The organism is Candidatus Zixiibacteriota bacterium (assembly GCA_034003725.1).
Lineage (GTDB): Bacteria > Zixibacteria > MSB-5A5 > GN15 > FEB-12 > WJMS01.
This window is the reverse complement of the sequence record JAVEYB010000012.1, coordinates 1-26,581: the sequence shown is the minus strand read 5'-3', so window position 1 is coordinate 26,581 and position 26,581 is coordinate 1. Positions and strand designations below refer to the sequence as shown.

General features: G+C 58.1%; 26 protein-coding genes and 1 pseudogene. 26 read left to right on the top strand and 1 reads right to left on the bottom strand.

What is annotated here, in order from left to right; all coding sequences use genetic code 11:
• Positions 1-120: 120 nt before the first annotated feature.
• From RBT76_12665 to tgt, 12 genes are all read left to right on the top strand, one after another.
• Positions 121-1,146 (top strand): hypothetical protein, encoded by a 1,026-nt coding sequence (locus RBT76_12665; protein ID MDX9858637.1) that lies wholly within the window; start codon positions 121-123, stop codon positions 1,144-1,146.
• A 48-nt stretch (positions 1,147-1,194) separates the two neighbouring features.
• The gene (locus tag RBT76_12660) at positions 1,195-1,938 is read left to right on the top strand and encodes a hypothetical protein (GenBank protein MDX9858636.1); all 744 of its coding nucleotides are present in this window, start codon (positions 1,195-1,197) and stop codon (positions 1,936-1,938) included.
• Between the two features lies 1 nt (position 1,939).
• Positions 1,940-2,596, top strand: coding sequence for a YceI family protein (locus tag RBT76_12655; GenBank protein MDX9858635.1), 657 nt, complete (start codon positions 1,940-1,942; stop codon positions 2,594-2,596).
• A gap of 62 nt (positions 2,597-2,658) precedes the next feature.
• Positions 2,659-3,153: a DUF494 family protein gene (locus RBT76_12650; GenBank protein ID MDX9858634.1), complete on the top strand. Its 495-nt coding sequence runs from the start codon at positions 2,659-2,661 to the stop codon at positions 3,151-3,153.
• Between the two features lies 1 nt (position 3,154).
• The gene (locus tag RBT76_12645; protein ID MDX9858633.1) at positions 3,155-3,748 is read left to right on the top strand and encodes a flavoprotein; all 594 of its coding nucleotides are present in this window, start codon (positions 3,155-3,157) and stop codon (positions 3,746-3,748) included.
• Positions 3,748-4,371: a phosphopantothenoylcysteine decarboxylase gene (locus tag RBT76_12640; GenBank protein MDX9858632.1), complete on the top strand. Its 624-nt coding sequence runs from the start codon at positions 3,748-3,750 to the stop codon at positions 4,369-4,371. The genes RBT76_12645 and RBT76_12640 overlap by 1 nt, the downstream gene beginning before the upstream one ends.
• A 29-nt stretch (positions 4,372-4,400) precedes the next feature.
• The gene (locus RBT76_12635) at positions 4,401-5,189 is read left to right on the top strand and encodes a uracil-DNA glycosylase (protein MDX9858631.1); all 789 of its coding nucleotides are present in this window, start codon (positions 4,401-4,403) and stop codon (positions 5,187-5,189) included.
• Between the two features lie 14 nt (positions 5,190-5,203).
• Positions 5,204-6,643, top strand: a complete 1,440-nt coding sequence (dnaB, locus tag RBT76_12630; protein ID MDX9858630.1) for a replicative DNA helicase — start codon at positions 5,204-5,206, stop codon at positions 6,641-6,643.
• A gap of 8 nt (positions 6,644-6,651) precedes the next feature.
• Complete coding sequence (locus tag RBT76_12625) at positions 6,652-7,431, top strand: ABC transporter permease (protein MDX9858629.1); 780 nt, start codon at positions 6,652-6,654, stop codon at positions 7,429-7,431.
• 1 nt (position 7,432) lies between these two features.
• Entirely contained in the window at positions 7,433-8,203 is a 771-nt protein-coding gene (locus RBT76_12620; GenBank protein MDX9858628.1) for an ABC transporter ATP-binding protein, read from the top strand.
• Entirely contained in the window at positions 8,203-9,567 is a 1,365-nt protein-coding gene (gene radA / locus RBT76_12615; GenBank protein MDX9858627.1) for a DNA repair protein RadA, read from the top strand. The genes RBT76_12620 and radA overlap by 1 nt, the downstream gene beginning before the upstream one ends.
• Entirely contained in the window at positions 9,560-10,702 is a 1,143-nt protein-coding gene (gene tgt, locus RBT76_12610; protein MDX9858626.1) for a tRNA guanosine(34) transglycosylase Tgt, read from the top strand. The genes radA and tgt overlap by 8 nt, the downstream gene beginning before the upstream one ends.
• Here the strand turns inward: tgt and RBT76_12605 are convergent.
• Positions 10,678-11,211, bottom strand: a complete 534-nt coding sequence (locus tag RBT76_12605; GenBank protein MDX9858625.1) for a hypothetical protein — start codon at positions 11,209-11,211, stop codon at positions 10,678-10,680. The genes tgt and RBT76_12605 overlap by 25 nt on opposite strands.
• 419 nt (positions 11,212-11,630) lie before the next feature.
• Between RBT76_12605 and RBT76_12600 the strand changes: the two genes are divergently transcribed.
• The 14 genes and pseudogenes from RBT76_12600 (at position 11,631) to icd (ending at position 26,256) form a co-directional block, all read left to right on the top strand.
• Positions 11,631-13,124 carry an aldehyde dehydrogenase family protein gene (locus RBT76_12600; GenBank protein ID MDX9858624.1) on the top strand — a complete coding sequence of 498 codons (1,494 nt, stop codon included), beginning with the start codon at positions 11,631-11,633 and terminating at the stop codon, positions 13,122-13,124.
• Between the two features lie 225 nt (positions 13,125-13,349).
• Positions 13,350-14,699 carry a cyclic 2,3-diphosphoglycerate synthase gene (locus tag RBT76_12595; GenBank protein MDX9858623.1) on the top strand — a complete coding sequence of 450 codons (1,350 nt, stop codon included), beginning with the start codon at positions 13,350-13,352 and terminating at the stop codon, positions 14,697-14,699.
• Positions 14,700-14,745: 46 nt separating this feature from the next.
• The gene (gene arcC, locus RBT76_12590; protein MDX9858622.1) at positions 14,746-15,720 is read left to right on the top strand and encodes a carbamate kinase; all 975 of its coding nucleotides are present in this window, start codon (positions 14,746-14,748) and stop codon (positions 15,718-15,720) included.
• Between the two features lie 2 nt (positions 15,721-15,722).
• Entirely contained in the window at positions 15,723-17,111 is a 1,389-nt protein-coding gene (locus tag RBT76_12585) for an HD domain-containing protein (GenBank protein ID MDX9858621.1), read from the top strand.
• Positions 17,111-18,250 carry an ADP-forming succinate--CoA ligase subunit beta gene (gene sucC / locus RBT76_12580; GenBank protein MDX9858620.1) on the top strand — a complete coding sequence of 380 codons (1,140 nt, stop codon included), beginning with the start codon at positions 17,111-17,113 and terminating at the stop codon, positions 18,248-18,250. The genes RBT76_12585 and sucC overlap by 1 nt, the downstream gene beginning before the upstream one ends.
• Before the next feature lie 25 nt (positions 18,251-18,275).
• Positions 18,276-19,145 (top strand): annotated as a pseudogene (sucD, locus tag RBT76_12575) (succinate--CoA ligase subunit alpha).
• 265 nt (positions 19,146-19,410) lie between these two features.
• The gene (locus RBT76_12570) at positions 19,411-19,671 is read left to right on the top strand and encodes a 4Fe-4S binding protein (GenBank protein ID MDX9858619.1); all 261 of its coding nucleotides are present in this window, start codon (positions 19,411-19,413) and stop codon (positions 19,669-19,671) included.
• Between the two features lie 13 nt (positions 19,672-19,684).
• Positions 19,685-20,824, top strand: coding sequence for a 2-oxoacid:acceptor oxidoreductase subunit alpha (locus RBT76_12565; protein ID MDX9858618.1), 1,140 nt, complete (start codon positions 19,685-19,687; stop codon positions 20,822-20,824).
• Positions 20,824-21,672 (top strand): 2-oxoacid:ferredoxin oxidoreductase subunit beta, encoded by an 849-nt coding sequence (locus RBT76_12560; protein ID MDX9858617.1) that lies wholly within the window; start codon positions 20,824-20,826, stop codon positions 21,670-21,672. Before RBT76_12565 ends, RBT76_12560 begins: the two co-directional genes overlap by 1 nt.
• A 2-nt stretch (positions 21,673-21,674) precedes the next feature.
• Positions 21,675-22,250: a 2-oxoacid:acceptor oxidoreductase family protein gene (locus RBT76_12555; GenBank protein MDX9858616.1), complete on the top strand. Its 576-nt coding sequence runs from the start codon at positions 21,675-21,677 to the stop codon at positions 22,248-22,250.
• Positions 22,251-22,270: 20 nt separating this feature from the next.
• Positions 22,271-22,681 (top strand): nucleoside-diphosphate kinase, encoded by a 411-nt coding sequence (ndk, locus tag RBT76_12550; GenBank protein MDX9858615.1) that lies wholly within the window; start codon positions 22,271-22,273, stop codon positions 22,679-22,681.
• Positions 22,682-22,796: 115 nt separating this feature from the next.
• Entirely contained in the window at positions 22,797-24,029 is a 1,233-nt protein-coding gene (locus RBT76_12545; GenBank protein MDX9858614.1) for a lactate racemase domain-containing protein, read from the top strand.
• Positions 24,030-24,062: 33 nt separating this feature from the next.
• Positions 24,063-24,989: a malate dehydrogenase gene (gene mdh, locus RBT76_12540; GenBank protein MDX9858613.1), complete on the top strand. Its 927-nt coding sequence runs from the start codon at positions 24,063-24,065 to the stop codon at positions 24,987-24,989.
• 19 nt (positions 24,990-25,008) lie between these two features.
• Positions 25,009-26,256 (top strand): isocitrate dehydrogenase (NADP(+)), encoded by a 1,248-nt coding sequence (gene icd / locus RBT76_12535; GenBank protein MDX9858612.1) that lies wholly within the window; start codon positions 25,009-25,011, stop codon positions 26,254-26,256.
• Positions 26,257-26,581 lie beyond the last annotated feature (325 nt).

Genomic DNA, 26,581 nt, shown 5'->3' with positions numbered 1-26,581 from the left:
CGGAACGCGGACTCGCGATCTCCATAAATATACCGGACGGATCAGCCCCGGCGGCTGGTCCCTCCGACGTTTCAGGACAAGCTCGTGTTGCAACACGGAATGTTCGAGGAGATCGCTGGTATGCGCAGAGTTCTTGCAACCGTCCTTCCCATCGTGGCGCTGGCCGCCACAGCCGCCTCCTTGCCGCGGCTGGCAGTGGAATACGCGACATCGTGCACGAGTTGCCACGTCAATCCATCCGGCGGCGGAATGCGGACGGAATTCGGCAATCACTCGGTCGCGTTTCAGGAACTGACGCTCCAGGCGACCAAATCCCTCCTGGCCGACCGGTACCGGCCGCCGCGCATTGCCGAGGCCGTTACTATTGGGTTCGATACTCGACATCTCGTGTTCGACGACGGATCCGTATTCCGGATGCAGACCGACGCTTTTGCTGCTGTTGAGCCGATCCAAAACCTCGTGTACCAATTTCGTGTGGGCGAGAGCGGTATTTCCGAGAATTTCGCGCTGTTGAGTTTCGGCGATCTCGAATATTATGTGAAGGCCGGTCGATTTTCTCCCGCGTTTGGCCTCCACCCGGAGGACCACACGGCCTTCGTCCGACAACGCACCGGGAATCCTCCGCTGCTTTACCTGGATGGAATCTCGGTCGGCGCGGCGATACATCCGGTACACGCATCGCTTGAAGCCCATGACCGTTCAGGGCAGGGAGTCTACGGCGTGCACCTCTTCAGCCCTCTCGCGCTCCCGTCCTTCAGTATCATGATTGGCGCTTCCATCCGCATAACCGAGGACCTTCCCGCCATGGGCGATGCCCTGCCGCACGCCAAAGCGCTTTTTGGAGGGATTTCCTGGAGCCGATTTACCCTCATGGGCGAGGCCGATGTGGTCGGCAAGGGAAATGATACGATCGTGACCTACGCAAACCTGACTACCCGCCTGATGTACGGTGTCTATCTAATCGGCGAATACAATTTCTTTGATGGCGACAAAGAGCTGACCTCGGGTGTGGAGGAGTTCGTCCGCGTTTCGGTAGAATTATATCCAGTCCCGTTCGTGCAGGTACGACCCACCTACACCCGTTACACAGAAGGGCCACTCAGGGATGAAGATGACCTGTTTGTTCTTTTTCACGTCGGCTATTGACGACGTAACTCAGGCAATTTCAAACAACCAGCACGTGAGGTTTCTTCCATGAAAACAGCAATGTGGTTGCCTTTTTGCACCCTTCTTCTGATCCTGGCGGTTGGATGTTCCGACAGCGGCGACGACAATCCGACAGGCTCCGGAGGCGGGGGTGGAGGGTCTCTGCCTTCGTTGACGGTAGCCGACGCGGACGCCGATGAAGGTGCCACGATGTCATTTACCGTCACTGCCAGCGCCCAATCCGCCACCGACATCACCTTCTCCGTTACGCTTACCGCATTGAGCGCCGGCGCCGTTGACTATACGTTAGGTTCAGCTCTCGGCACGATCCCGGCCGGGAATACTACTACGACTGTCGATGTGACTATCGTCGATGACGGGAATTCTGAATCTTCAGAGGTGTTTCGACTCTCACTCAGCAGTCCCTCGGGTGCTACGATCGTCGACGGCGATGCGATCGGCCGCATTACGCCGAGTGACGGGGGCGCCGACGTCAGCTTCTCGGCCACGGTCGGACCGCTGCTGTCAACCTGGTGTGGCGCATGTCATATCAGCACGACCAACGGTGGCATGAACATGGGCGCGGGACCAACCGCCGCGAGCGTTCGATCAGCCGCCGGCAGCAATGGTCCAATCGTGCGAATCGGGCAGGCGTTATCCAGCAACATTTACTTGAAAACGACCGACACTCCGCCGTTCGGAAACCGCATGCCGAATGGCGGACCGTACCTGTCAGCTGCTCAGCAGAACCAGATCCGCGATTGGATCAACCAGGGAGCACAGGATAACTGAGATGCAGCGTTTTCCCCTTGCAGCCCCCCTCCTGACTGCTTGCGTGCTGGCGGTCGGGCTGGCCGCGCCTTCGGGCGCGGCCAGGTTCAGTATCGATCTGTCGGAACACGCCGATTCCGTCTTCTTTCGCTCGACAGCGAGTCTCGAGTTCATCGAAGGGAAAACTGCTGCCATTGAAGGATGGTTCGACTTTGATCCGGAACAGCCGACAGCCGGTGCTGCCGGTCTGTTACGCGTCGATTTGCGTACCCTGAAAACCGGCATTGATCTTCGCGACGAGCACATGCGGGACCGCCACCTGGAAACCGAGACATATCCAAATGCATTTTTCCAGTTTGTCAGCCTGGACGGTCTTGACGGGCCCGTCGAATCGGGCCGGGCTGTCGCCGGACGGGCGAATGGATGGTTCTTTATACATGGAGTCAAACGTCAGCTCGAGGCAGACGTCGAGTTCACCTATCGTTGCCACGCGTCCGATGAATCCACTATTGATGCCACGGTCCGTTTCACAATCCGCCTCGACGACTATAAGATTAAGCGACCCAAAGCGTTATTTCTGAAGCTGGCGGAAACGATCGAGGTCGAAGTAGTGTTTCATGCTCAAACGAATCGCGAGCCCGCAAGCTTCGATTTGCCCGAGTGGCCTGAGACGGATTGATATGCGTGAATCTTTTCGTTTCATCCTTGCATCGCGATTCAACCAAGGGTATTATAAGCCATATGGAAGAGCGCGAGGCACGATACGTGGAAAGCAAGATTCTCGAGATCGTGGTCTATTTGATAGACCATATCCGGGAGAACCAGGGACGTTTGTCCAACATGGACGATGTGTCCTCGGATCTTCGGAGTATGGGCTATACCGACAACGAAATCTCGTCTGCATATTGTTGGGTAATGGATCGTTACGGCAGTGGCGATTCGGTCTATTACTCCGATTTCCCCGACGAACATTATTCGTCGCGGATTCTGACTCATGCCGAGCGCTTTCAGTTCTCTACCGAGGCCCACGGGTTTATGTTGAAACTTCTTAACCTCGGGCTTATCGACGACGAGCAGCTTGAGATGATACTTGACCGAGGCGCTATGATCGGCCCCAAACCGGTTACGCTCGACCAGGTCAAATTGGTAGCGACATCGTTTGTGTTCGGCGATTCCGCGGATGTGGACAATCTGACGTGGATCGATACGGACGAGTCTCCACTCCAGGTCCACTGATATGTCGTTGGCCGGTAAGAAAGTGCTGGTCGGCTTGACCGGCGGCATTGCCTGCTACAAGATCCCCTATCTCGTCCGCTTTCTCCGTAAGGATTCCGCTGAGGTGCAAGTAGTGATGACCGCCGCCGCGACCAGGTTCATTACGCCCCTCACGCTCGAATCGGTGGCAAATCGCCCCGTTGCGGTCGAGCTGTTTCCCGAAGGTCAATACGTGGCCACCCGACATATCGATCTGGCCGAATGGCCGGATCTTGTTGTTGTTGCCCCGGCGACCGCGAATGTTGTGGGCAAAATTGCCTCCGGCATCTCCGATGACCTGCTCACGACAGTCATCTGCGCGACACCGCGACCGGTTATGCTGGCTCCTGCCATGAACCCCCAGATGTGGGGAAACCCGGTGACACAAAGAAATATCGCCCTGCTGAAGGAACTGGGCTATCGCTTGATAGACCCGGAGGAGGGGGAGATGGCATGTGATCACGTCGGTGTCGGGAGAATGGCCGAACCGCAGGAGATTTATGAACTGGTGAAGCAGTTCTTCTCTTCCGGATCTGAAAAAAAAAAGCCCATCGCCCGCTCGCGGGCAAAAAAGTAATCGTTACCGCCGGTCCCTGCCGCGAGACAATTGACCCCGTCCGGTTCATCTCAAATCGCTCGTCCGGTAAAATGGGCTATGCTTTGGCACGGTCCGCCGTGGAGTCCGGCGCGGAAGTCGTTCTGATTTCCGGCCCAACCAGCCTGCCGGCTCCAAGCGGTCTCACCTTCCACACGGTGGAAACTACTCAGCAGATGTACGAGGCGGTCTCGCGCGAATTCGAATCCTGCGACTGCCTGATCATGGCGGCGGCGCCGGCAGACTATAGACCGGCGCGGCCTTCGGATACCAAACTCAAGAAGCGCGCTGACGCCCTGGCGCTCGAGCTTGTGCCGACCGTCGACATTCTGCGCGAAATGGGACTGCGAAAGCGCCCGGGGCAGGTTCTGGTCGGTTTTGCACTGGAAACCGACCACGGCCTCGTGAACGCCCGTGAGAAACTCAGGGCCAAGAACCTCGACATGGTCGTCCTGAACAGCCCATCCGATCCGCATTCGGCATTTGATCACGACACCAACCAGGTGACCATTATCGTTCCCGGAGCAAAGCCGCGCAGCCTCGACCTTATGCCCAAATCGGAATTGGCAATAGTTCTGCTTGATGCAATTGCCCGCATGTTGTAAGCTACCGGTTGTCATGTCACGAGGGGATCATGAGCGAATATCGCAACAGTCTGTACGTGCTGCTTCGGCAGGCGCTGGCCGCCCAGATGGACCTGGGGATCAGTGAACTGGTCATCGGTTCCAACTCGGCCGCAGGCATGTCGCCTGATAAACTGGCCGAAGCGGTCGCCGTCCGACAAGTGTCGGTCGCCGAAGCGCTGGCAGCCGGACAGAAACAAAACCACGTTGAACAGGCGTCATTGGGCATTATGTCTCAGCCAACGTATGACTCACTTGCAGCGCATGAAGCGGCCATATGCACATGCCAGTTGTGCCCGCTCGGCAAAACCCGTGACAAATTCGTTTACGGAGTGGGCAACCCCAAGGCGGATGTAATGTTCATCGGAGAGGGGCCGGGGGCCGAGGAGGACCGCAGGGGCGAGCCGTTCGTGGGCCGTGCCGGCCAGCTGCTGGACAAGATCCTGGCCGCGATGCAACTTGACCGAACCAAGGTGTATATCGCCAACGTCGTCAAATGTCGACCGCCCGACAATCGTGACCCTCTTCCCGAAGAAATGAGTCAGTGCCTGCCGTACCTGAGAGAGCAGATCCGTCTGATTCGTCCGAAGATGATTTGTGCGCTGGGCCGTATCGCCGCGCAAGCCCTGCTTAACACCTCCACTCCATTGGGCAAGCTCCGCGGCTCCTGGCACCAGTTCGAGTCGATACCCCTGCTGGTGACATATCATCCTGCCGCGTTGCTTCGGTTTCCTCAGTACAAGAAAGACACATGGGCGGATATGCAGTTGATCCTGGCCCGTTTGAACAAGGCCGTCTGAAAAGGATAGTACCTATGGCCACGCGCGCGCACGCCGAAAAAGACATCAGCCGTCTGCAGCCGCCACAGTCGCTCGATGCTGAGCAAGCGGTACTGGGTGCCGTTCTCAAGGACGCCGGGGCCATAAACCGGGCTATCGAACTGCTCGACAACTCGTCATATTTCTACTCTCCGAGGCATCAGATCATCTATCAGGCGGTTCTTGAACTGTACAACCGCAACGAACCCTGCGACATCACCACGGTCTCGAATGAACTGGCCCGTCAGGCGCAGCTCGACAAGGTCGGGGGCCGCGTGTATCTCGTGGAGCTGGTCGAGGGAGTGGTATCGGTGGCCAATGTCGAGTCGCATGCCACCATTGTCCTCGAGAAGTCGGTCCTCCGACGCCTTATTCAAACCTCGAGCGATATCGTGCAACAGTGCTACGATGGCGCGCAGGCCGTTGATGATCTGCTTGACCAGGCGGAAGCGCACATCTTTACGATCTCGGAAAGCAGGTTACGCCAGGGATTCGTGCCGATCGAGGGTCCGGTACATCAGGTGTGGCGCGAAGTGGAGAATCCGGAATTGGCCCGATCGGCGCTGTCGACAGGCTATCACGAGATCGACCGGCTCACTGACGGGCTTCGAAACGGCGATCTGATCGTGATTGCCGGCAGACCCTCGATGGGCAAGACGGCATTCGCCCTGAATATCGTTGAGTCCGTGGCGATTGAAAACAAGAAGGGTGTCGGCATATTCTCGATCGAAATGTCGCGTGAGCAGCTGGTTACTCGTATGCTGTGCGGACGAGCGGGTGTCAATCAGCAGCGCGTGCGCTCCCAGCGAATCAACGAGCCTGAGAAGCGCAAGCTAGCGATGACTGCCGCCAAGCTCTCGGAGTCGCCCATTTTTATCGATGATTCTCCGCTGCTGTCAGCACTTGAAATGCGAGCGAAAGCCCGAAGGCTTAAGTCCCAGCACGATGTCGGACTCATTATTGTCGACTATATCCAGATGATGCACGCCTCGGGAAGACTGGAAAATCGTCAACAGGAAATCGCGCAAATCTCCCGCTCGATGAAATCACTGGCAAAAGAACTGAATGTACCTGTCATCGCAATCTCCCAGCTTTCCCGTATGGTTGAACAGCGGGGAGGAGACAAACGGCCGCAGCTCGCTGATCTTCGTGAATCGGGCGCGATCGAGCAGGATGCCGATGTTGTGATGTTCGTCTACCGACCTGAGTTCTATCTTTCCCATCTGGAAAAGACCGACCCGAAGTATATGGAAGTTGAAGGAAAGGCCGAGATAATCGTCGCCAAACAGCGGAATGGCCCGACCGGCGTGGCGCAACTGTCTTTCCGAAAAGAACTGGCGCGATTCGGAAATCTCGAACGGGGCCATCGGGAGCTGCCCCCCGGGGCCATCCCCGTTGACCGCGGCGATCCCGATCCCGGCGACATCCCGTTTTAGGAGGTGCCTTGCTGCGACCGATAAGTGCCCTTGGCCGACGCGGCATCCACATGGTGAACCGCGCCGGCGGCATGTCAATCATGCTGGGCGAGTTCCTGTATACGTTGCGTAGCCTGCCCCGGTCACTGCCGCTGTTGGTCGACCAGTTGTATCAGGTGGGCGTTCGTTCGCTGCCGCTCATCATCATAATATCAGTATTCGTGGGCGCCGTCTCGGCGTGGCAGGCTGCTTATCAGTTCAAGTTCATTGGCGCACCACTTCGCTTTCTCGGGCAGGCGGTCGGCAAAGCTACCGTCATCGAGCTCGCCCCCGTGTTGTCGGCTCTGGTGTTTGCGGGACGTGTGGGAGCGGGGATTACCGCGGAACTCGGAACGATGAAAGTGACCGAGCAAATCGACGCGTTGGAATCCCTCGGCATCAATCCTGTCAGGTATCTCGTGATGCCGAGAATCCTCGCGTGCGTCGTTATGGTTCCGCTGTTGGTGACCTTCGCCAATTTTATCTCGATCATGGGTGGTCTGGTCGTCTCCGTGATTGGCGTCAATGTGTCATCGGAGACCTTCTTGTTCGGCTTTCGCGATTCGTTCAAAATCACGGACTTCCTGGGCGGGCTTACCAAAGCCGCTGTGTTCGGGTTGTTGATCGGTTTGGTAGGCTGTTATGAGGGTTTTCGCACGCGTGGCGGCGCCCAGGGCGTGGGGCTGGCAACCACAACGTCGGTAGTGACTTCCTCCGTGCTCATTCTTGTGTTCAATTTCATCTTTGCAATGATTCTGTTTCGGTTGTGACATGAGTACCCCGGCCGGCCATAGCTTGATTTCAATTCGCGGACTGTGCAGGCGATTCGGAGAACAGGTCGTTCTGGATCATCTGGACCTGGATATTGATGCCGGGGAGTCAGTGGTCATTATCGGGCAATCCGGCACCGGCAAGTCCGTCCTGCTGAAACACATCATTCGCCTGCTCAGCCCGGATTCCGGACAGGTTCTTATTGACGGTCAGGATATCACCGACCTGTCCTTCGAAGAACTGGTGCCGATCCGTCGGAAGTTCGGCATGCTGTTCCAATCCGCGGCGCTGTTTGACTCGCTGACAGTTGCGGAAAACGTGGGGCTCGGTCTCAAGGAAGCGCGCCATCATCACCCCGGGGACATCAAGCGAATCGTACAGGAAAAACTGGACATGGTGGGCCTCGCCTCCGCTGCCGACAAGTATCCGAGCGAGTTGTCGGGGGGAATGCGCAAACGCGTCGGAATGGCGCGTGCGATCGCCGCCGACCCTGAGATACTGCTGTACGATGAACCCACGACCGGGCTTGATCCCATAACGGCCGATGTCATCAACGACTTGATCGTCGCCTTAAATCAGCGGCTGCACGTAACATCGATTGCCGTCACCCACGACATGACCTCGGCATTCAAAATCGCCGACCGCATCGTCATGTTGTACCAAGGGAGGGTTGAGTTTACGGGGACTCCCGACGAGGTTCGTTCGGCGGCAAATCCGGTAGTGCAGCAGTTCATCCACGGTCGTGCCGCCGGGCCGATTCAGGTACGCTGATGTCAACTCGCCGAAAAATCAAGACAGCTTACTTCTGCTCGCAGTGCGGCGCCGAACACCCGAAATGGCAGGGCCAGTGCCGCGAGTGCGGCGCATGGAACAGCCTGATCGAGGAACGCGCACCCGTACGAAAAGCCGCGCCCTCAAGACCTTCCGCCGGCCGTCCCACCAGAATCGTGGATATCCAGCCGGAGTCCCGAGAGGGCTACGTGAGCGGAATCCCCGAGCTCGATCGTGTTCTTGGCGGCCGCATCCTGCCCGGCATGACCGTGCTGCTGGGAGGAGAGCCCGGAATCGGCAAGTCGACCCTCTTGCTGCAGGCCGCTGACGCATACTCGCGGGCAGGACTGCCGGTTCTCTATGTCACCGGAGAAGAATCGCTCCCTCAAGTGAAGATCCGCGCTCAGCGGCTCGAACTGACGGGTGAAAACGTTACCGTCGTAAACTGCACTGAGGTAGCCGAGATTTTGTCGATGATTGCCGCCGGAGAATTCGCCGTCGTATTGATCGATTCAATTCAGACGGTGGCGTCCGAGCAGTTCGATTCCCCTCCGGGGACGGTCGGGCAGATCCGGGAGTGTGCCGGGCAGCTGATCCGTGCGGCCAAAACGGAAGGATGCGCGTTGTATCTGGTCGGTCATATCACCAAGGAAGGAATGATTGCCGGACCCAAAGTGCTCGAACACATGGTTGATACGGTCGTCTATTTCGAAGGCGACTCCGCCCACCTCTATCGAATCCTCCGGGTCACCAAAAACCGGTTCGGCTCGGTCTCGGAAATCGGACTATTCCAGATGACCTCTCGCGGCTTGATGGATGTCGCCAACCCGTCCTCGTTTTTCCTCACGGAGAACGACCAACCTGCGCGCACCGGCGCCGCCGTGACCGGCATCTGCGAGGGAAACCGCCCGCTTCTTGTCGAGGTCCAGGCGCTGGTGTCGTCGGCCGCCTATGGCAACCCCCAGCGTGTTGCAGGCGGAATCGACGGCAAGCGTCTCTCGTTGCTGCTCGCGATCCTCGAAAAACGGTGCGGCTACCCTATGGGTACGCACGATGTTTTCGTCTCTGTCGCGGGAGGCCTGAAGCTCACGGAACCGTCGATCGATCTCGCCGTGATGGCAGCCATTGTCTCGTCGCTGCAGAATCGATCCATCGCATCGGGAACCCTTGTAGTTGGTGAAGTCGGGCTGTCGGGGGAGGTGCGGGGAATCACGATGGTTGATCGACGAATCGCCGAGGCCACAAAACTCGGGTACACCACAGCCGTCATACCAAAAGGCAACATGTCGCAGGTAGGGGAGACCACCATTGAAATCATCGGTGTCTCCGATCTGCAGGGTGCATTGGAAAAAGTCATTGGCTGACAAACCTATCTACACCCTCAAGACCACCGACGGCGCTGCCCGCCGTGGCGAAGTGAGCACCGGGCACGGCACGTTCCAGACCCCGGCTTTCATGCCCGTGGGCACAGCCGGGTCGGTGAAAGCGATGACCGCCGAAGATGTGGAATCTTCGGGTACGGAGATCATGCTCGCCAACACGTACCATCTGTATCTCCGTCCCGGTCACGAAACGGTCGCGGCTATGGGCGGGCTCGCGAAGTTTAACGGATGGAATCGTCCCACGTTAACCGATTCCGGCGGCTATCAGGTGTTTTCGCTTCGTGAACGGGCGCGACTGTCGGACGACGGCGTGGATTTCGCCTCGCACATCGACGGTTCCCGGCACCTGTTCACGCCGGAACGAGTGATGGAAATACAGCACGCGCTCGGCGCGGACATTATCATGGCCTTCGATCACTGTGTCGCGTATCCGGCCGTCGAAGGAGTCGCCGCCGACGCAGTACGCCGCACCTATGACTGGGCAAAACGGTCACTCGATCGGCACCTCGAATTGTGCGCTGATGAGACTGACTATCGCCGTTTGCTGTTTGGCATCGTACAGGGCTCCACGTTTAACGGCCTCCGCACGATTTCCGCAGAGCAGATCGTCTCGCTCGACTTTCCCGGCAATGCAATCGGCGGTCTGTCGGTCGGTGAGTCGAAGGAAGAAATGGAAGAAACCCTCGCCCACACCGTCACCCTGCTTCCCGGCGATCGCCCGCGATATCTTATGGGTGTCGGGTATCCCGAAGACATCCTCATGGCCGTGTCGTATGGCGTCGACATGTTCGACTGTGTTTTGCCAACTCGCAATGCTCGAACCGGTCAGGTATTTACCTCAACCGGTCCTCTGGTTTACCGCAATGCCGAGTTCGCCCGTGACGACCGTCCGCTTGACATCCACTGCGACTGCCGGGTGTGCCGCCGCTATAGTCGGTCCTACCTCCGCCACCTGTACAACCAGTCCGAGATCACGGGGCTGGTGTTGGCGACGTACCATTCCGTCTACTTCTATCAACGGTTGATGAGAGGGATCAGGGAAGCTATTGAAAGCGGCGAATTCGATCGGTTCCGCCGCGAGTTTCTCGCACGCTACTTCAGCAACGTAAACACGTAGCCGAGTGATAATCGGAACGAGTTGTTCCGAAACGTGTCTGTGAACACCTCATCGCGGCCGTTGGGCAGCGATCGGTGATAAACAAATCCCGGTTTCAGCTCGGTAATGGCCACTTCAAGGGACAATTTCTCCCGAAATCGCAGCCCCAGCGTGATGCGGTAGCCGAGGTCGGTATTGACGTCGATGTCGGTCGTGTAGTCTTGCCGGTACAACGCATCAAGTTCGCCCGACGTCGGCACAAAGTGCCCAAACCCCCATGCCATCCCGAGGCCGAGATAGCCGGTGAGCCGGTTTGTGCCCCTGTAATAGATAGCTTCGAGGATCAGGATCCCCTGGTAAAACTCACCATCCGGGTACACAATTGACCGAATCTCTCCGAACCGCCCGTCAATTCCGCCCCTGAATACCACGGGGTGGTGGGCGAGCATTTCGAATTTGGCGGTGATATCCGGGCCCGTTCCGACTATGCCGTTGGATGTATTTGCGCCCGCCGTGATATGGAGAGCCATATTGTCAAGGGTATCTTGGACAACGGGGTTCAAAGGGGCGATGGGCAAGCTAAGCCACCCTGCGAGCAGCAATCCGTACATAAACTCTCCTATAAGGATTTGGAATATAAACGATTATCCCGGTCAAGCGGGGAAAAAATAAACGACGGACGAGAGCAGATTTACATCAATAGTCCTGGTCGGCAGCTGACGGACGTGAATTTTGTAACAAACCACAATCGCATCAATTCATTGCTGTCACGCCGTAAATTGTTGTCCGGTATACCGAAAATGCCCCGAAACGGTGGGGAAACCGGTTGACAAACCAACTGGAAAATCTATATTAACCGCTTATTGTGCCCGATGCGGGTTCCTCTATTATAGCCGCGTCGGCAATATACAGGTGAGGCGATAAATATCTCTTTGCGATGGAGTCAATTATGGCGACCCCGACTGTCTACAAGAACTTCATAAATGGCGAGTGGGTAGCGTCTCGATCTGGCGAGACATTTGAGAACCGCAACCCTGCCAACACCGACGAAGTAGTCGGTCTCTTTCAGAAATCGACGGCTGAAGATGTCAACGATGCGATCACCGCTGCGGCCGACGCTTACCGCAAGTGGCGTCTCGTTCCGGCGCCCAAGCGTGGCGAAATCCTTTATCGGGTTGCCGCCCGTCTGCTCGCCGAAAAGGAGAGACTTTCCAGGGACATGACCCGCGAAATGGGCAAAATCCTGGCCGAGACCCGTGGCGATACGCAGGAAGCGATCGACATGACGTTTTACATGGCCGGTGAAGGACGCCGTCAGTTCGGATTCACGACACCGTCGGAGATGATGAACAAATTCAATATGGCGGTACGCCAGCCGCTCGGTGTCTGCGGATTCATCACACCCTGGAATTTCCCCATGGCCATCCCGTCATGGAAGATGATGCCGGCGCTTATCTGCGGCAACACCGTTGTGATTAAGCCCGCCACCGATACGCCCCTCTCGGTCGTCAACCTGGTCCAGGTGTGTCACGAAGAGGGTATCCCCGCAGGCGTGGTAAACATGGTAACCGGCGCGGGCAGCAAGGTCGGACAGCCCCTGATCCACGATCATCGCGTGCGCGTGGTGTCGTTTACCGGTTCGACCGAGGTCGGTCGAAAGGTGTCGGAGGCGTGCGCTCCGAAGTTCAAGCACTCCTGCCTCGAGATGGGCGGCAAGAACCCTCAGATCGTGATGGACGATGCCAATCTCGAACTGGCCGTAGAGGGCGCGCTGTGGGGTGCGTTCGGTACGACCGGACAGCGGTGCACGGCGACCAGCCGCCTCATCGTCCACAAGGACGTTTACAGCAAGACGGTTGACATGATAGTCAAGCGGGCCAATGCGCTCAAGGTAGGCAACGGCCTGGACTCGTCTGTCCAAATGGGGCCATGCGTCAACCAGGCGCAGCTCGATACCGTCCTCAGCTACATAGAAATCGGCAAAAAGGAAGGTGCCCGTCTCGTTGCAGGCGGGGAACGTCTCGCGGGCGGGGACTTCGACAAGGGATTCTTCGTGCGGCCGACCATCTTCGCGGACGTCACGCAGAAGATGAGGCTGTGGAAGGAAGAAATATTCGGCCCGGTGCTGTCAATCGCCGTGTTCGATACGTTCGATCAGGCGATCGAAATGGCAAACGATACGGAGTATGGCCTGTCAGCCTCCATCTATACCCAGGATATTAATAAGGCCTACGTCGCCATGCGTGATGTCTACACCGGTATCTTCTACGTGAATGCGCCGACTATCGGCGCCGAAACTCACCTGCCGTTCGGCGGCACGAAGAATACCGGCAACGGCCATCGTGAGGCGGCCGCGGCGACGCTCGAAGTGTACAGCGAATGGAAGTCAGTCTATGTCGATTTCTCGGGACGCATTCAACGTGCCCAGATCGACAACCAATAGTCCGGATACGCCGATGGGAGAGTGGGTCAGCGGTATGGCGCAGTGTAAGTTCATAGTGGGACGGACGGGCGAGTCTGGCGATCCGCATCGCGCCTGTCGCCTGGTCTATCTGGTTTCGTTCATGTGGATGGCATCATCGATATAAGGATCTGGTGGATGCATCCCTTCGATGCACCGAAAGTCGGGTGAACGAACACGCAGAACAAACGAGAAAGGATCAGATAGATGGCAGCCAGGAAAAAAATCATCATCATGGGAGCCGCCGGACGCGATTTCCACAACTTCAACGTGCTCTATCGTGACAACGCCGATGTCGACGTCGTGGCCTTTACGGCTACGCAGATTCCCGATATCGAAGGACGCAAGTACCCGGCATCGCTGGCCGGAAAGCTGTATCCGAAAGGCATTCCCATACACGCCGAGTCCGAACTGCTCGATCTGATCAAAAAACATGGCGTCGATGAAGTCGTCTTCTCCTATTCCGATGTTCCCTACCAGTACGTGATGGAGAAGGCGGCCCACGTCATGGCGGCCGGCGCGCGCTTTGCCGTTGAGGGCGGTTTGCCGACCATGATCAAGTCCACCAAGCCGGTGGTGGCCGTTTGCGCCATTCGGACAGGCTGCGGCAAGTCGCAGACGACCCGTCGCGTCGCCGAAGCGCTGCAGGCTATGGGCAAGACGGTTGTCGCCATTCGCCATCCCATGCCCTACGGTGACCTGGAAAAACAGCGTGTCCAGCGCTTTGCCAAGCTCAGCGATCTCGACAAACACAAATGTACGATCGAAGAGCGCGAGGAGTACGAGCCGCACATCATGCACGGCGTGACAGTCTTCGCCGGAGTCGACTACGAGGCGATTGTCCGCGAGGCGGAGAAAGAGGCCGATGTCATTTTGTGGGACGGCGGCAACAACGATATGTCCTTCTACAAACCGGACCTGCAAATCACCGTCGTCGATCCGCACCGGCCGGGCCACGAACTGAGCTACTATCCGGGGCAGAATAACCTGTTGTTGGCCGACGTGATCGTGATCAATAAAATCGACTCGGCCGATCCGGATGACGTCGCCGAGGTCCGCGCGAACATCGCCGAATATAATCCCGGGGCGATCGTGGTCGACGCAGCCTCTCCGCTCGATGTGGATCACCACGAGTTGATCCGCGGCAAGCGGGTGCTGGTTGTTGAGGACGGCCCCACCCTGACACACGGCGAGATGGAATACGGTGCCGGTGTCGTGGCCGCTGTCAAGTATGGTGCTTCCGACCTCGTCGATCCGCGACCATACACCGTCAAGTCGATTACCGAGACTTTCCGGAAATACCCCGGAATCGGGACGCTGTTGCCGGCCATGGGGTACGGTGACAAACAGGTCAAGGACCTCGAGACGACCATCAACAAGACCGACTGCGACGCGGTGGTGATTGCCACGCCGATCGACCTCACCCGGATCATCAAGATCAACAAACCGACGGTACGGGTGCATTACAGCCTGCAGGAGATCGGTACACCGACGCTGGCTTCCATACTTGAGGCCAGGTTCTCGACAAAAAAGGTGGCAACGAAAAAGCAGAAATAGGACCGGTACACGGGGTGAGCGCCGCGGCGCTCGCCCCGAACCACAAATGAACGTACTCAGGATGACAGGCGCGGACAAAAAAAAGACGGCGGTGGTGGCCCTCGGCGGGAATGCAATCACACTCCCCGGCCAGGAAGACAACATCACCAATCAGTTTGCCAATACGCGCAATTCGCTGGGCGGGATAATCGAGCTTGCCCGCAACGGCTATAAGCTGGTGGTGACGCACGGCAACGGTCCGCAAGTCGGCAACGCGCTGCTGCGAGTGGAACTCGCGCGCGGACGCGCTCCCGAACTCCCGCTCGGTGTGCTGGTCGCTGACACGGAGGGCGGTATGGGGTACATGATCGAGCAGTCCCTGCAAAATCGCCTGCGCGTCGAAGGTATCGATCGACCGGTCGTGACGATTATCACGCAGATGCTCGTTAACCGCGATGACCCGGCGATCCTCAACCCGACAAAGTACGTCGGCCAGTTCTACAATGAAGTCGAAGCGACCGTCTTTTCGGAGACTCGGGGCTGGCAGATGAAGCAGGATGCCAACCGGGGATGGCGGCGAGTCGTGCCTTCACCGGTCCCCTATAAGGCAGTCGAGGGCGACACCATCAAACGGCTGGTAGCCGACGGAACGATTGTCATCGCAGGTGGCGGCGGTGGCATTCCCGTCTATGTCGACGACAAAGGCAATTACGAAGGGATCGATGCCGTGATCGACAAGGATCTCGCCTCCGCGGTCCTTGGCAACGAAATCGGAGCCGGAATCCTGTCAATCCTGACTTCAGTAGACAAGGTTAGTCTCAACTTCGGCCGGCCCGATCAGGTCGATCTCGACGAACTGACAGTGTCGGAACTGAAAGAATATCTTAGGGCCGGGCAGTTTCCGCCCGGATCGATGGGTCCCAAAATCCAGGCAGCAATTGCCTTTATCGAGAACGGAGGCGACCTGGTGACCATCACGTCATTTGCGAACGCGGCGCAGGCCGTGTTCGGAAAGGCCGGGACAAGGATTATTCCGGGATAGGTATGTGTCAATTGTCGAAGGAAGTGGTTGAACAAATACTGGCGAAGGGTCGGATATACGAAGTCGGCGGTGCCGTACGCGACCGTTTCCTCGGTCATCGCCCGATTAAGGATCGCGACTACCTCGTGACCGGTATCCCGTACGACGCACTCACCGGTATTTTGCGCCGCTTTGGCCGCGTGGATCTGGTGGGGCGTTCGTTCGGTGTGATCAAGTTCACCCAGTATCACGATTCTACACCCCGCACGTTTGACATATCTCTGCCGCGGCGGGAGTACTCCACCGGCACCGGCCACAGGGATTTCGACGTCGAATTCGATCCGAATCTTCCCGTCGAGGCCGACCTCGTCCGTCGCGATTTCACCATCAACGCCATGGCGATTGCGCTGCCCGGAGGGGAGTTGATCGACCCGCTGGAAGGTATGGTCGATCTGAAGAATCGATGCCTGCGCATGACTTCGCCGACGTCATTCCCCGAAGATCCGCTGCGCATGCTGCGAGCGGTCCAGTTCTCTGCACGTTTCGGCTTCGAAATCGAGCCGTCCACTCTGGCGGCTATGACGCAACACCATGCCCTGATTCACTCGGTTTCGGCGGAGCGCATCGCAGAAGAGCTGAACAAGTTGCTTGAAAAAGCCGAAAACCCGTCGCACGGATTTCGCCTGATGCAGAAAACCGGATTGCTTGCCGCAATCCTTCCTGAACTGGATGCGTGTGTCGGCGTGGAACAGCCGGGCGGTTATCACCGCTACGACGTCTTTGAACATACACTCCACGTGCTCGATGCCTGCCCGATGAATCTCAGGCTGCGCATGGCGGCGTTGTTCCACGATATCAACAAACCGCAGCATCGACGTCTGACCGATACCGGCGCGACCTTCTACGGCCACGAGACCTCCGGTGCGCACACTGCGCTGGCGGTGCTGAAGCGGCTTCGCTATCCCAGGGACTTTGCGCACGACGTTGCCGTCCTCGTCGAAAGACACATGTTCACGACGGCGGTCACGGACAAAGGTATGCGCCGGCTCGTTCGCAGGGTGGGGCAGGAGCTCATCTTCGACCTGCTTGATCTCCGCCGCGCGGATGTTGTCGGACAGGGGATGGGAGGAACCACCGAAGATGTGGACGAATTCGAACGAAACATCCGCGAGGAGCTGGAACGAAAACCCCCGTTCGGTTTGAACGACCTGGCCATCAACGGTATTGATGTCATGACCATCCTCGCATTGAAGCCGTCCAGGCAGGTGGGCGACGTGCTGAATTACTTGCTGGAAAAAGTCCTCGACAATCCGGAAGACAACACGCGGCAACGCCTCATCGAACTTGCCCGCGACTATCACGAGAGCGGATCTGACATCAACGATAGCGATAAAAACGAAGGAACGAACTGATGAACGTGCACGAGTATCAGGCGAAGCAGCTGTTTGCACAGGCCGGAATACCGGTCCCTCCGGGTGATGTCGCGACAACGCCCTCCGAAGCCTTCGCACTCGCCGAGCAGTACAACAAGCCGGTGATGGTCAAGGCGCAGGTACATGTCGGCGGTCGCGGCAAGGCCGGCGGCGTGAAGTATGCGGAAAACGCCGAGGCTGCGCGCGTGTTGGCAACCAAGATCATCGGAATGGATATCAAGGGCTTCGAAGTCAAAAAAGTGCTCGTTACGGTGGCGGAGGAGATTCTCTCGGAAGCCTACGTCGGCATTGTCCTCGACCGCGCAAGTCAGCGGCCGGTTATCATGGTTTCGCCCGCGGGTGGCATTGATATCGAGGAAGTCGCCGCCAAAACGCCTGAGAAGATTTTCAAGCTCGCGGTCGATCCGGTGGTCGGACTCAAGCCTTTCCAGGCGCGAGAACTCGCATACAGACTCTACCGCGACATAAATCAAGTCCGACAGGCCGCCGACATCATCATGAAACTGTACAACGTGTATTGGCAGAACGACGCATCGCTCGTCGAGATCAATCCGCTGGTTACCGTTCCCGGCGGCGCCGTCATAGCTCTTGACGCGAAAGTGAATATCGATGACAATGCGCTGTACCGCCAGCCCGCAATTGCCGCAATGCGCGATCTCGATGCGGAGCAGCCGTCGGAAGTGAAGGCCCGGGAAGCTGACCTGTCATTCGTCAAGCTCGACGGCAATATCGGCTGCATCGTCAACGGCGCCGGACTGGCCATGACGACCATGGACCTGGTCAAGCGATACGGAGGCGAACCTGCCAACTTCCTTGATATCGGCGGAAGTTCCAACCCGCAGAAAGTCGTCGCCGCTATGTCGATCATTCTGTCCGATTCCAACGTCAAGGCTATCCTCATCAACATATTCGGCGGCATCACTCGCTGCGATGACGTAGCCAACGGTATCGTGGAAGCATACAAAGAGCTGAGCCCCTCGGTGCCTGTCGTCGTGCGGCTCACCGGGACCAACGAAAAGGAAGCCGAAAGAATTCTGGCCTCGATGAATCTTCCGACCGCAGACACACTGGACAATGTCGTTAAAAAGGCCATCAAGCTGGCCGAGGCCACTGCCTAACCGGAGCGCGAAAAGGAAAAGACGCATGTCGATTTTCATAGACAAGAAAACAAGACTGTTGGTGCAGGGGATCACCGGACGCGACGGTTCGTTCCATGCCGCGCAAATGAAGAAATACGGCACCAACGTTGTGGGAGGGGTGACCCCGGGTAAGGGCGGCACCACGATCGCCGGCATCCCCGTGTTTAACACCGTATCCGAAGCCGTAGAAGCTACCAATGCCAACACGTCGGTTATATACGTCCCGCCGGCATTCGCGGCGGATGCCATTTACGAGGCTGCCGATGCAGGGATCAAGGTGATTGTTTGCATCACCGAGGGTGTTCCGGCGAACGATATGATGAAAGCCGTGCCGTTTGTGAAATCACGCGGCGCTCGGTTGATCGGTCCGAATTGCCCCGGGCTAATTTCCCCCGATCAGGCCAAAGTCGGGATTCTGCCCGGCACCATCGTGAAGAAGGGCAACGTGGGTGTGATCTCGCGCTCCGGCACGCTGACGTATGAGGCGATCTGGGCGCTGACCCTCGCCGGTATGGGACAAACCACCTGCATCGGTATCGGAGGAGATCAGGTCATCGGTACGAGTTTTATCGATGTCCTTGACGCGTTCGAAAAAGACCCGGCGACAAAAGCCGTCGTGATGATCGGCGAAATCGGTGGCAGTGACGAGGAAAAGGCCGCTGAGTTCATCAAGAAACACATGACCAAACCCGTCGTGGCGTTTATCGCCGGTCAGACTGCTCCCCCCGGAAAACGGATGGGACATGCCGGTGCTATCATATCCGGTGGCAGTGGGACCGCCGCTGATAAGATCGCTGCTCTCAACAAGGCGGGTATCCCCGTCGCGGGATCCCCGACCGAACTTCCGGCGATGCTTAAGGAACACATGGCGAAACAAAAAGCAAAGCCGGCTGGGAAACCTGCACCGAAGCAACCAGCGAAAAAGTCAACCAAGAAACCGGCAGCCGGCGGCGTAAAAAAGAGTAAGGCCAAACCGTCGAAAAAGACCGCCGGAAAGGTCGCGAAGAAGACGGCGTCAAAAACGAAGAAGATGACCTCGAAGAAAAAAGCAACGAAGAAGAGCAGATAGGTTACGTACAGGTGTGGAGAAGACCGCGAGAGTATAGCAGAAGCTGGGAGAAGCTTCGCAGGGAGCTATCATGAGCGACACAAACAGCACCGAGCAGGCCCGCCGGAAACCGCCGCAGACGAAATATGACTACTCCGTCGGGCCGCCGCCGGTAACGATCAATTTGTCCTGGTGCAAGGCATGCAATATCTGCATCGCCCTGTGCCCGACCCAGGTATTCGAACCGGATCGAGACGGCAAGCCGGTGCTTGCTCGCCCCGAATACTGCACGCAGTGCACCCTGTGCTGGATACACTGCCCGGACCTGGCCATAACCTCGAACTACAAGTAGGAACACGCGGGCAATGTCAGAAAGAGAACGTAAACTGCTGCAGGGCAACCAGGCCTGTCTGGTTGGCGCGATCTATGCCGGCATGCGATTCTATGCCGGATATCCGATTACGCCGTCGACCGAGGTGGCCGAGGGTTGTGCACGCGAACTGCCCAGGATTGGCGGGCGGTTCATTCAGATGGAAGACGAAATCGCTTCGATGGCTGCGATTATTGGAGCGTCGGTCTCCGGTCTCAAAGCGATGACAGCGACCTCCGGTCCGGGCTATTCGCTCATGGTTGAAAATATTGGCTATGCGTTCATGACCGAGACGCCGGTCGTCATCGTGAATGTTCAGCGCGGCGGACCGTCGACAGGACTGCCGACCAAGGTCAGCCAGTCGGATACGATGCAGGCTCGCTGGGGGACGCACGGCGACTATGTCGCGATTGCGGTAGCGCCGTCCACGGTGGCCGATACGGTAACCGAGACTATCCGCGCTTTCAATCTTGCAGAAAGGTTCCGCACTCCCGTGACCGTTCTGCTTGACGAGGTAATCGCGCACTCGCGCTCGATGGTGGAAATCCCTCAGGAGGGCGATTACGAGATCTACGAGCGTGTCCGACCGACCGAACCGCCCGGCAAGACATTCGAACCGTTCGCGTTGACCGAGAATATGGTTTCACCCATGGCGTCGTACGGCCAGGGCTATCGATTCATCATTACCGGCCTGACACACGACACCCACGGCTTTACGACCAATCGCGCCGACGAGACGAAAATCAAGCTCGACAAGCTTCGCTACAAGATAACCAACTTCGAGGAAGAGATCTACAAGCAGGAAGCGCACTGGACCGCAGATGCCGAAATCATCCTGATTGCCTACGGATCCGCCGCACGCGCCTCGCTTCAGGCGGCACAGATTGCCCGTGAAGCGGGCGCCAAAATCGGAGTCGTCCAGTTGTACACGATCTGGCCGTTCCCCGACCGACCCCTCAGGGATCTGTGCGGTCACGCGAAGAAAGTCGTCGTCGCTGAACTGAACATGGGGCAGATCGTGCACGAAGTGCGTCGAGCCCTCCCCGATGAGATCGAAGTTCACGCCGTGCAGCGATACGATGGAGAAATCCTGACGCCGCTTCAGGTGCTGGAGAAAGTGGACGAGGTGATGTGATGGCTACCGCTGCGAAACAGAAATCCGACGTTGTGCTGCAGTACCTCCGGCCGGGAAAGAAGTTTCCGTCGGTCTGGTGTCCGGGCTGCGGAAACGGCACCGTCATGAGCGCGATCATTCGCGCCGTTGATAAGCTTGGCTACAACAGGGATGAAGTTGTAATGGTTTCCGGTATCGGCTGCTCGAGCCGCATGCCCATCTATCTCGACTTCATGGCTCTCCACACCACGCACGGGCGCGCGCTGGCATTCGCCACCGGCGTAAAATTTGCCCAGCCCCACATGAAGGTGATCGTGGTGACAGGCGACGGTGACGCCCTGGCTATCGGCGGCAACCACTTCATCCATGCCTGCCGCCGCAATATTGACCTCACCGCGGTATTGATAAACAACAACATATACGGTATGACCGGCGGTCAGGGCTCGCCGACAACCCCCGATGCGGCATTTTCGACCACGACGCCCTACGGCAACGTCGAGAAGCACTTCGACGTCTGTGAACTGGCCACGGCCGCCGGTGCGACCTACGTGGGGCGCTCCACGGTGTATCACGCACCCCAGCTGGAGAAACAGATTTCTCAGGCCCTGGAGCACCGCGGTTTCTCGCTCGTCGAAGCGATCGCCAATTGCCACACGTACTTCGGACGCCTCAATAAGCAGGGCGATGCCGTGGCCATGTTGAACATGTTCAAGGACCGCTCGGTAACGACACAGAAGGCGAGCGAAATGTCGCCGGAAGAACTCAAGGACAAATGGATAATCGGAACGCTCTATGAAGACCGGGAACGGACCGAATACTGCGACGAGTACGAGAAGCTGGTCAACCGCGTGCAACAGGGAAGGAGATAAAAATGGGCTCTCTGCTTGAAAAAATCTCCGTACCTCAGGATCGCTTCGAGATCCGCTTGTCCGGTTCGGGCGGCCAGGGAATGATCCTCGGTGCGGTGATTCTCTCTGAAGCCATCGGCGCCGACGGTACCAAGAATGTTTCTCAGACGCAGTCCTATGGCCCCGAGGCCCGTGGCGGTGCGTCGAAGTCCGACGTCGTCGTTTCTAAGAACCAGATCTTCTACCCCAAGGCGATGAAGCTCGATCTCCTGCTTGCCATGACGCAGGAGTCGATGGATTCGTATTACAAGGACTTGAAAGAGGGCGGGACGCTGGTTATCGACAACGTTCTGGTGACCGACGTGCCAACCGACCACTACTACGGTCTGCCGTTCACACGCCTCGCTCGCGAGGAAGCCGGACACGTGATGGTGGCAAATGTCATCGCGCTCGGCGCAATCGCCGAACTCACCGGCGTTGTTGACAAAGAGAAGCTCCTTAAGGCCGTACTGGCACGCGCTCCGCGAGGCACCGAGGACAAAAACCGCAAGGCGGTGGAGATCGGCTTCCGCGAGGCAGCCAAACTCAAAAAGACCTGATGAAAAGGATGTTGTCGTTCATGAGCAAGACACTACTGATTATCAAGCCCGATGCGACCGAACGCAATCTCATCGGCCACGTCATCAACCGACTCGAAAAAGCCCGGTTCACCGTCGCCGATATCCGCATGGTACATCTGACTGAACAACAGGCCCGCCGGTTCTACGCGGTGCACGAAGGGAAGCCTTTCCTGAATTCCCTCGTGGCGTTTATGACGTCGGGCCGGGTGGTGCCGATGCTCCTGGAGAAGGACAATGCGGTTGATGACCTTCGCGAACTGATCGGTGCGACGGATCCTGCAAAAGCCGCCTGCGGGACCATTCGCGACGAGATTGGGCGCGATATAGAGAAGAACTCCGTACATGCGTCCGATTCCGATGACAACGCGGCCAAAGAAATCGCGTTCTTCTTCGGCCCGAACGCCATTTGATATCTGACGTCATTACCGGCGTTTGCGCCGGCGTCTGACCGAGCGCTTCGAGCCGCCGGTACGGGGACGAACCTGCGGCGCTCCAGGAGGGTGCGGGAGAAATGGCTCCCGGTGCATGGACATTACGCTTGCATATGGGAAGGCAACGCTGACTGTGACGGTACCCGACGGCGTACATGTGGATACCTTCGGTTCCCGCCGCAGCGGCGGGAGCTTGACACGCGACGTCTTTTTGCATCGGTTCCGGCAGTCCGGCGCCGATCGCGTCATGCGTTCGTCATCGCCGTTGATCATCGTCAATGACGGCTACCGCCATACGCCGACCGCCCTGATTCTCACATGGCTCGATAGCGACTTCCCCGGTCTCCTGGACCGCGCTTCGTACCTCGTCGCCACCGGCGCACACGGTGCTCCGACAGACGACCACTTCCGCAGCATCTTTGGCAAGCTCTATGGACGCCTGCTCGGACGAGTGACGGTGCACGATTGTCGAGATCGGAACTCGATGATGCCGGTGGGCCGCGATCGATTCGGGTGCGACGTGCTCTTGAACAGAACCGTACTGGAGCATGACGACGTGCTTGTGATCGGATCGGTCGAACCACACTACTTCGCGGGTTTTACCGGCGGACGTAAGTCGCTGTTCCCGGGACTCTGTGATTTGGACACCATCGAACGTAATCACAACCTCGCCAATTCGCTCGAAGCACGTCCCCTCCGCCTGAGCGGAAATCCGGTTGCCGAGCATTTTGACGAATTGGTGAGTATGCTCGCCGACCGCACCATCTATGCGGTTCAGGTAGTGGCGGACGCCGATCGCGTGATTCATGACGTCTCGTGCGGCGAGATTCGCGACGCTTTCGCACGAGCTGTCGCGGCCGCTCGCGCGGTATACGCCTGCGAGGTTGGCGCGCCGTACGACGCCGTCCTGTGCGAGATGCGCCCGCCCCTCGACAGCAATTTGTACCAGGTGCAGAAGGGACTGGAAAACTGTCAGGCTGCGGTGCGGTCCGGCGGCGCAGCCATCCTGGCGTCGGTTTGCGCTGAGGGTGTCGGATCCGAGCACTTCTTCCGGCAGGCGCTCACATGGGACCGCATTCGCAATTGCCCGCACGATGGAGTGCTTCGTTTCGGATCGCACAAGCTTTCGAGGGTAATCGCGATGTCGCAAAGGATCGATATTCGCCTTCTCTCGCAGCTTCCTCAGCAGGATGTTCGACAAGTTTTTTACGAGCCTATAGACGACCTGAACACTTATCTGACGGAGAGGAGAGCCTCGTATGATCTGGATAGGCTGGCGGTAGTGTATGACGCCGGCCATACGGTATTGACCGTGAAGGACAACTGAACCCACTAATGCCATAACATCCGGGAGGAGGCAATGAACAAGAAAATTGCCGTAATCGGGGCTGGAAACGTCGGTGCAACATGCGCTATGTACTTGGCCGAGGCCAATCTTGCCGACATCGTATTGATCGACATTCTGGAGGGCATTCCGCAGGGGAAGGCGCTGGATCTCACTCAGGCCGGGCCGGTGCGCGGCTACAACTGCATGCTGACCGGCAGCAACAACATGAAGGACATCAAGGGTGCCGACGTCGTTATAATGACCGCCGGTCTGCCGCGTAAACCCGGCATGACCCGCGAAGATCTCCTGACCAAAAACGCCGACATCGTCGGCTCGGTCGCCCGCGAGATCAAGAAGCACGCTCCCAGGGCGTACGTGATCGTGGTGTCTAATCCGCTCGACCTGATGACCTATCACATGCAGAAGGAGACCGGCTTTGAGAGCAGCCGCGTCCTCGGTCAGGCCGGTGTGCTCGACTCGACGCGCTTGCGCGCATTTGTCGCCATGGAGCTAAAGGTCGCCATGACCGATGTCCAGGCGATGGTACTCGGCGGTCACGGAGACACGATGGTGCCGCTGCCGCGGTACACCACGGTGGCCGGCATTCCGATCGGCGAACTGATCGACAAGGACCGGATCAAGGCTATTTCCCAGCGCACCGCGGAAGGCGGCGGCGAGATCGTCAAGCTGCTCAAGACCGGCTCAGCTTATTACGCACCGGCGGCGGCTTCGGTCGATATGTGCCGCTCGATCTTCTGCGACGAGAAGAAGGTCCTGCCGGCATCGGCTTATCTCACCGGCCAGTACGGCATCAAGGACATCTACATCGGCGTCCCCGTCGTACTCGGCGCCGGCGGTGTCGAGAAGATCCTCGAGCTGAAGCTGAGCAAGGCCGAGCTGGCGTCGCTGCAGAAGTCGGCGGCCACCTACAAAGAGCACCTCAAGATCATGGGCTACTAAGAGCACGCAGAGGAGAATCATGGCTCGTTACAAGCATATCGTTATTCCGGCGGACGGCGCTCCGATCAAGGTCCAGAATAAGAAGATCGTTGTTCCGGACAACCCGATCATCCCGGTGATCGAAGGCGACGGTATCGGTCGCGACATCATGAAGGCGACACGCCGGGTGGTCGACGCCGCGGTCGAGAAGGCCTACAAGGGCAAGAAGAAAATCGCGTGGATGGACGTCTACGCGGGCGAGAACGCCAACCGACTGTACAAGGAGTGGCTGCCCCAGGAGACGTTCGACGCGATCAAGAAGTACATCGTCGCCCTGAAGGGTCCGTTGACGACTCCGATCGGCGGCGGCTTCCGTTCGCTTAACGTGACGCTGCGACAGGTGCTCAACCTGTACGCGTGCGTTCGTCCGGTGCGCTATTTCGAAGGCGTCGGGTCGCCGGTCGTGGCTCCCGACAAACTCAATGTCATCATCTACCGCGAGAACACCGAAGACGTCTACGCCGGCATCGAGTGGAAGAAAGGCAGTGCGGACGCGAAGAAGGTGATCGCCTGGTTGAACAAGACGATGAAGACCGGCATCCGCACCGACTCCGGCATCGGCGTGAAGCCGATTTCGGCGACCGGCACCAAGCGGCTCGTGCGCAAGGCCATCCTGCACGCGATAACCAAGAAGCTCCCGTCGGTGACCCTGGTTCACAAGGGCAACATCATGAAATACACCGAAGGGTTCTTCCGCGATATCGGCTATCAGGTTGCGACCAAGGAGTTCCGCGCCCAGATCGTCACCGAGGACGAACTCTGGAGCAAGCACAACGGTAAGGCGCCGGCCGGCAAGATCGTCATCAAGGATCGTATCGCCGACTCGATGTTCCAGCAGATCCTGACCCGGCCTGATGAGTACAGCGTCCTCGCGACGCCGAACCTCAACGGTGACTACCTGTCCGACGCCTGCGCCGCACAGGTCGGCGGTCTGGGCATGGCGCCCGGCGCCAATATCGGCGACTATGTCGGTCTGTTCGAGGCGACACACGGCACTGCGCCGAAGTACACCGACAAGGACATGGTCAATCCCGGCTCCCTGATTCTCTCCGCCGTGATGATGCTCGACTATCTCGGCTGGAGCGAAGCGGCCGTGATGATCGAGAAGGCAATCGAGACCACCATCCGCAAGAAGACGGTTACGTACGATCTGGAGCGGCAGATGAAGGGTGCGACGAAAGTGAGCACCTCGGAGTATGCCACGCAGATCATCAAAAACATGCAGTGATCGTCGATCCATTGACTGCTGCAAGCCCCGGCGCGGCCACTCGCCCGGGGCTTTTTGTTTTGGCGTCCGTCGGGTGCCAGATTGCCCGTCGCGGCGGGAGGACGACATGTGACGCCGGAGGACACATCGAAGATGTGTCAGTCTTGTAGGTCAGCTCCGTGTGCAGATGCAGAAACAGAAACGATTCAATGCCGAGTATACACGCACACGGTGCTGACATCGGATAGGCGGCGACAATGTCAGCACCGGTCGCTCGGCAGTCCAGTGCAGTTTGACCGGTGCGTCAATCGCGACCGGAGCTGACCTACAAGCCCGGCACTCGACG

Excerpts from the sequence above, each read along its gene's own strand:
- RBT76_12620 (MDX9858628.1), top strand. The coding sequence starts at position 7,433 with ATGAGTACCCCGGCCGGCCATAGCTTGATTTCAATTCGCGGACTGTGC.
- RBT76_12560 (MDX9858617.1), top strand. The coding sequence starts at position 20,824 with ATGGCTACCGCTGCGAAACAGAAATCCGACGTTGTGCTGCAGTACCTC.
- radA (MDX9858627.1), top strand. The coding sequence starts at position 8,203 with ATGTCAACTCGCCGAAAAATCAAGACAGCTTACTTCTGCTCGCAGTGC.
- RBT76_12595 (MDX9858623.1), top strand. The coding sequence starts at position 13,350 with ATGGCAGCCAGGAAAAAAATCATCATCATGGGAGCCGCCGGACGCGAT.
- RBT76_12570 (MDX9858619.1), top strand. The coding sequence starts at position 19,411 with ATGAGCGACACAAACAGCACCGAGCAGGCCCGCCGGAAACCGCCGCAG.
- RBT76_12655 (MDX9858635.1), top strand. The coding sequence starts at position 1,940 with ATGCAGCGTTTTCCCCTTGCAGCCCCCCTCCTGACTGCTTGCGTGCTG.
- RBT76_12565 (MDX9858618.1), top strand. The coding sequence starts at position 19,685 with ATGTCAGAAAGAGAACGTAAACTGCTGCAGGGCAACCAGGCCTGTCTG.
- RBT76_12650 (MDX9858634.1), top strand. The coding sequence starts at position 2,659 with ATGGAAGAGCGCGAGGCACGATACGTGGAAAGCAAGATTCTCGAGATC.
- dnaB (MDX9858630.1), top strand. The coding sequence starts at position 5,204 with ATGGCCACGCGCGCGCACGCCGAAAAAGACATCAGCCGTCTGCAGCCG.
- RBT76_12600 (MDX9858624.1), top strand. The coding sequence starts at position 11,631 with ATGGCGACCCCGACTGTCTACAAGAACTTCATAAATGGCGAGTGGGTA.
- RBT76_12545 (MDX9858614.1), top strand. The coding sequence starts at position 22,797 with ATGGACATTACGCTTGCATATGGGAAGGCAACGCTGACTGTGACGGTA.
- ndk (MDX9858615.1), top strand. The coding sequence starts at position 22,271 with ATGAGCAAGACACTACTGATTATCAAGCCCGATGCGACCGAACGCAAT.
- mdh (MDX9858613.1), top strand. The coding sequence starts at position 24,063 with ATGAACAAGAAAATTGCCGTAATCGGGGCTGGAAACGTCGGTGCAACA.
- RBT76_12585 (MDX9858621.1), top strand. The coding sequence starts at position 15,723 with ATGTGTCAATTGTCGAAGGAAGTGGTTGAACAAATACTGGCGAAGGGT.
- icd (MDX9858612.1), top strand. The coding sequence starts at position 25,009 with ATGGCTCGTTACAAGCATATCGTTATTCCGGCGGACGGCGCTCCGATC.
- RBT76_12635 (MDX9858631.1), top strand. The coding sequence starts at position 4,401 with ATGAGCGAATATCGCAACAGTCTGTACGTGCTGCTTCGGCAGGCGCTG.
- RBT76_12645 (MDX9858633.1), top strand. The coding sequence starts at position 3,155 with ATGTCGTTGGCCGGTAAGAAAGTGCTGGTCGGCTTGACCGGCGGCATT.
- sucC (MDX9858620.1), top strand. The coding sequence starts at position 17,111 with ATGAACGTGCACGAGTATCAGGCGAAGCAGCTGTTTGCACAGGCCGGA.
- RBT76_12555 (MDX9858616.1), top strand. The coding sequence starts at position 21,675 with ATGGGCTCTCTGCTTGAAAAAATCTCCGTACCTCAGGATCGCTTCGAG.
- RBT76_12665 (MDX9858637.1), top strand. The coding sequence starts at position 121 with ATGCGCAGAGTTCTTGCAACCGTCCTTCCCATCGTGGCGCTGGCCGCC.
- RBT76_12660 (MDX9858636.1), top strand. The coding sequence starts at position 1,195 with ATGAAAACAGCAATGTGGTTGCCTTTTTGCACCCTTCTTCTGATCCTG.
- arcC (MDX9858622.1), top strand. The coding sequence starts at position 14,746 with ATGAACGTACTCAGGATGACAGGCGCGGACAAAAAAAAGACGGCGGTG.
- RBT76_12605 (MDX9858625.1), bottom strand. The coding sequence starts at position 11,211 with ATGGCTCTCCATATCACGGCGGGCGCAAATACATCCAACGGCATAGTC.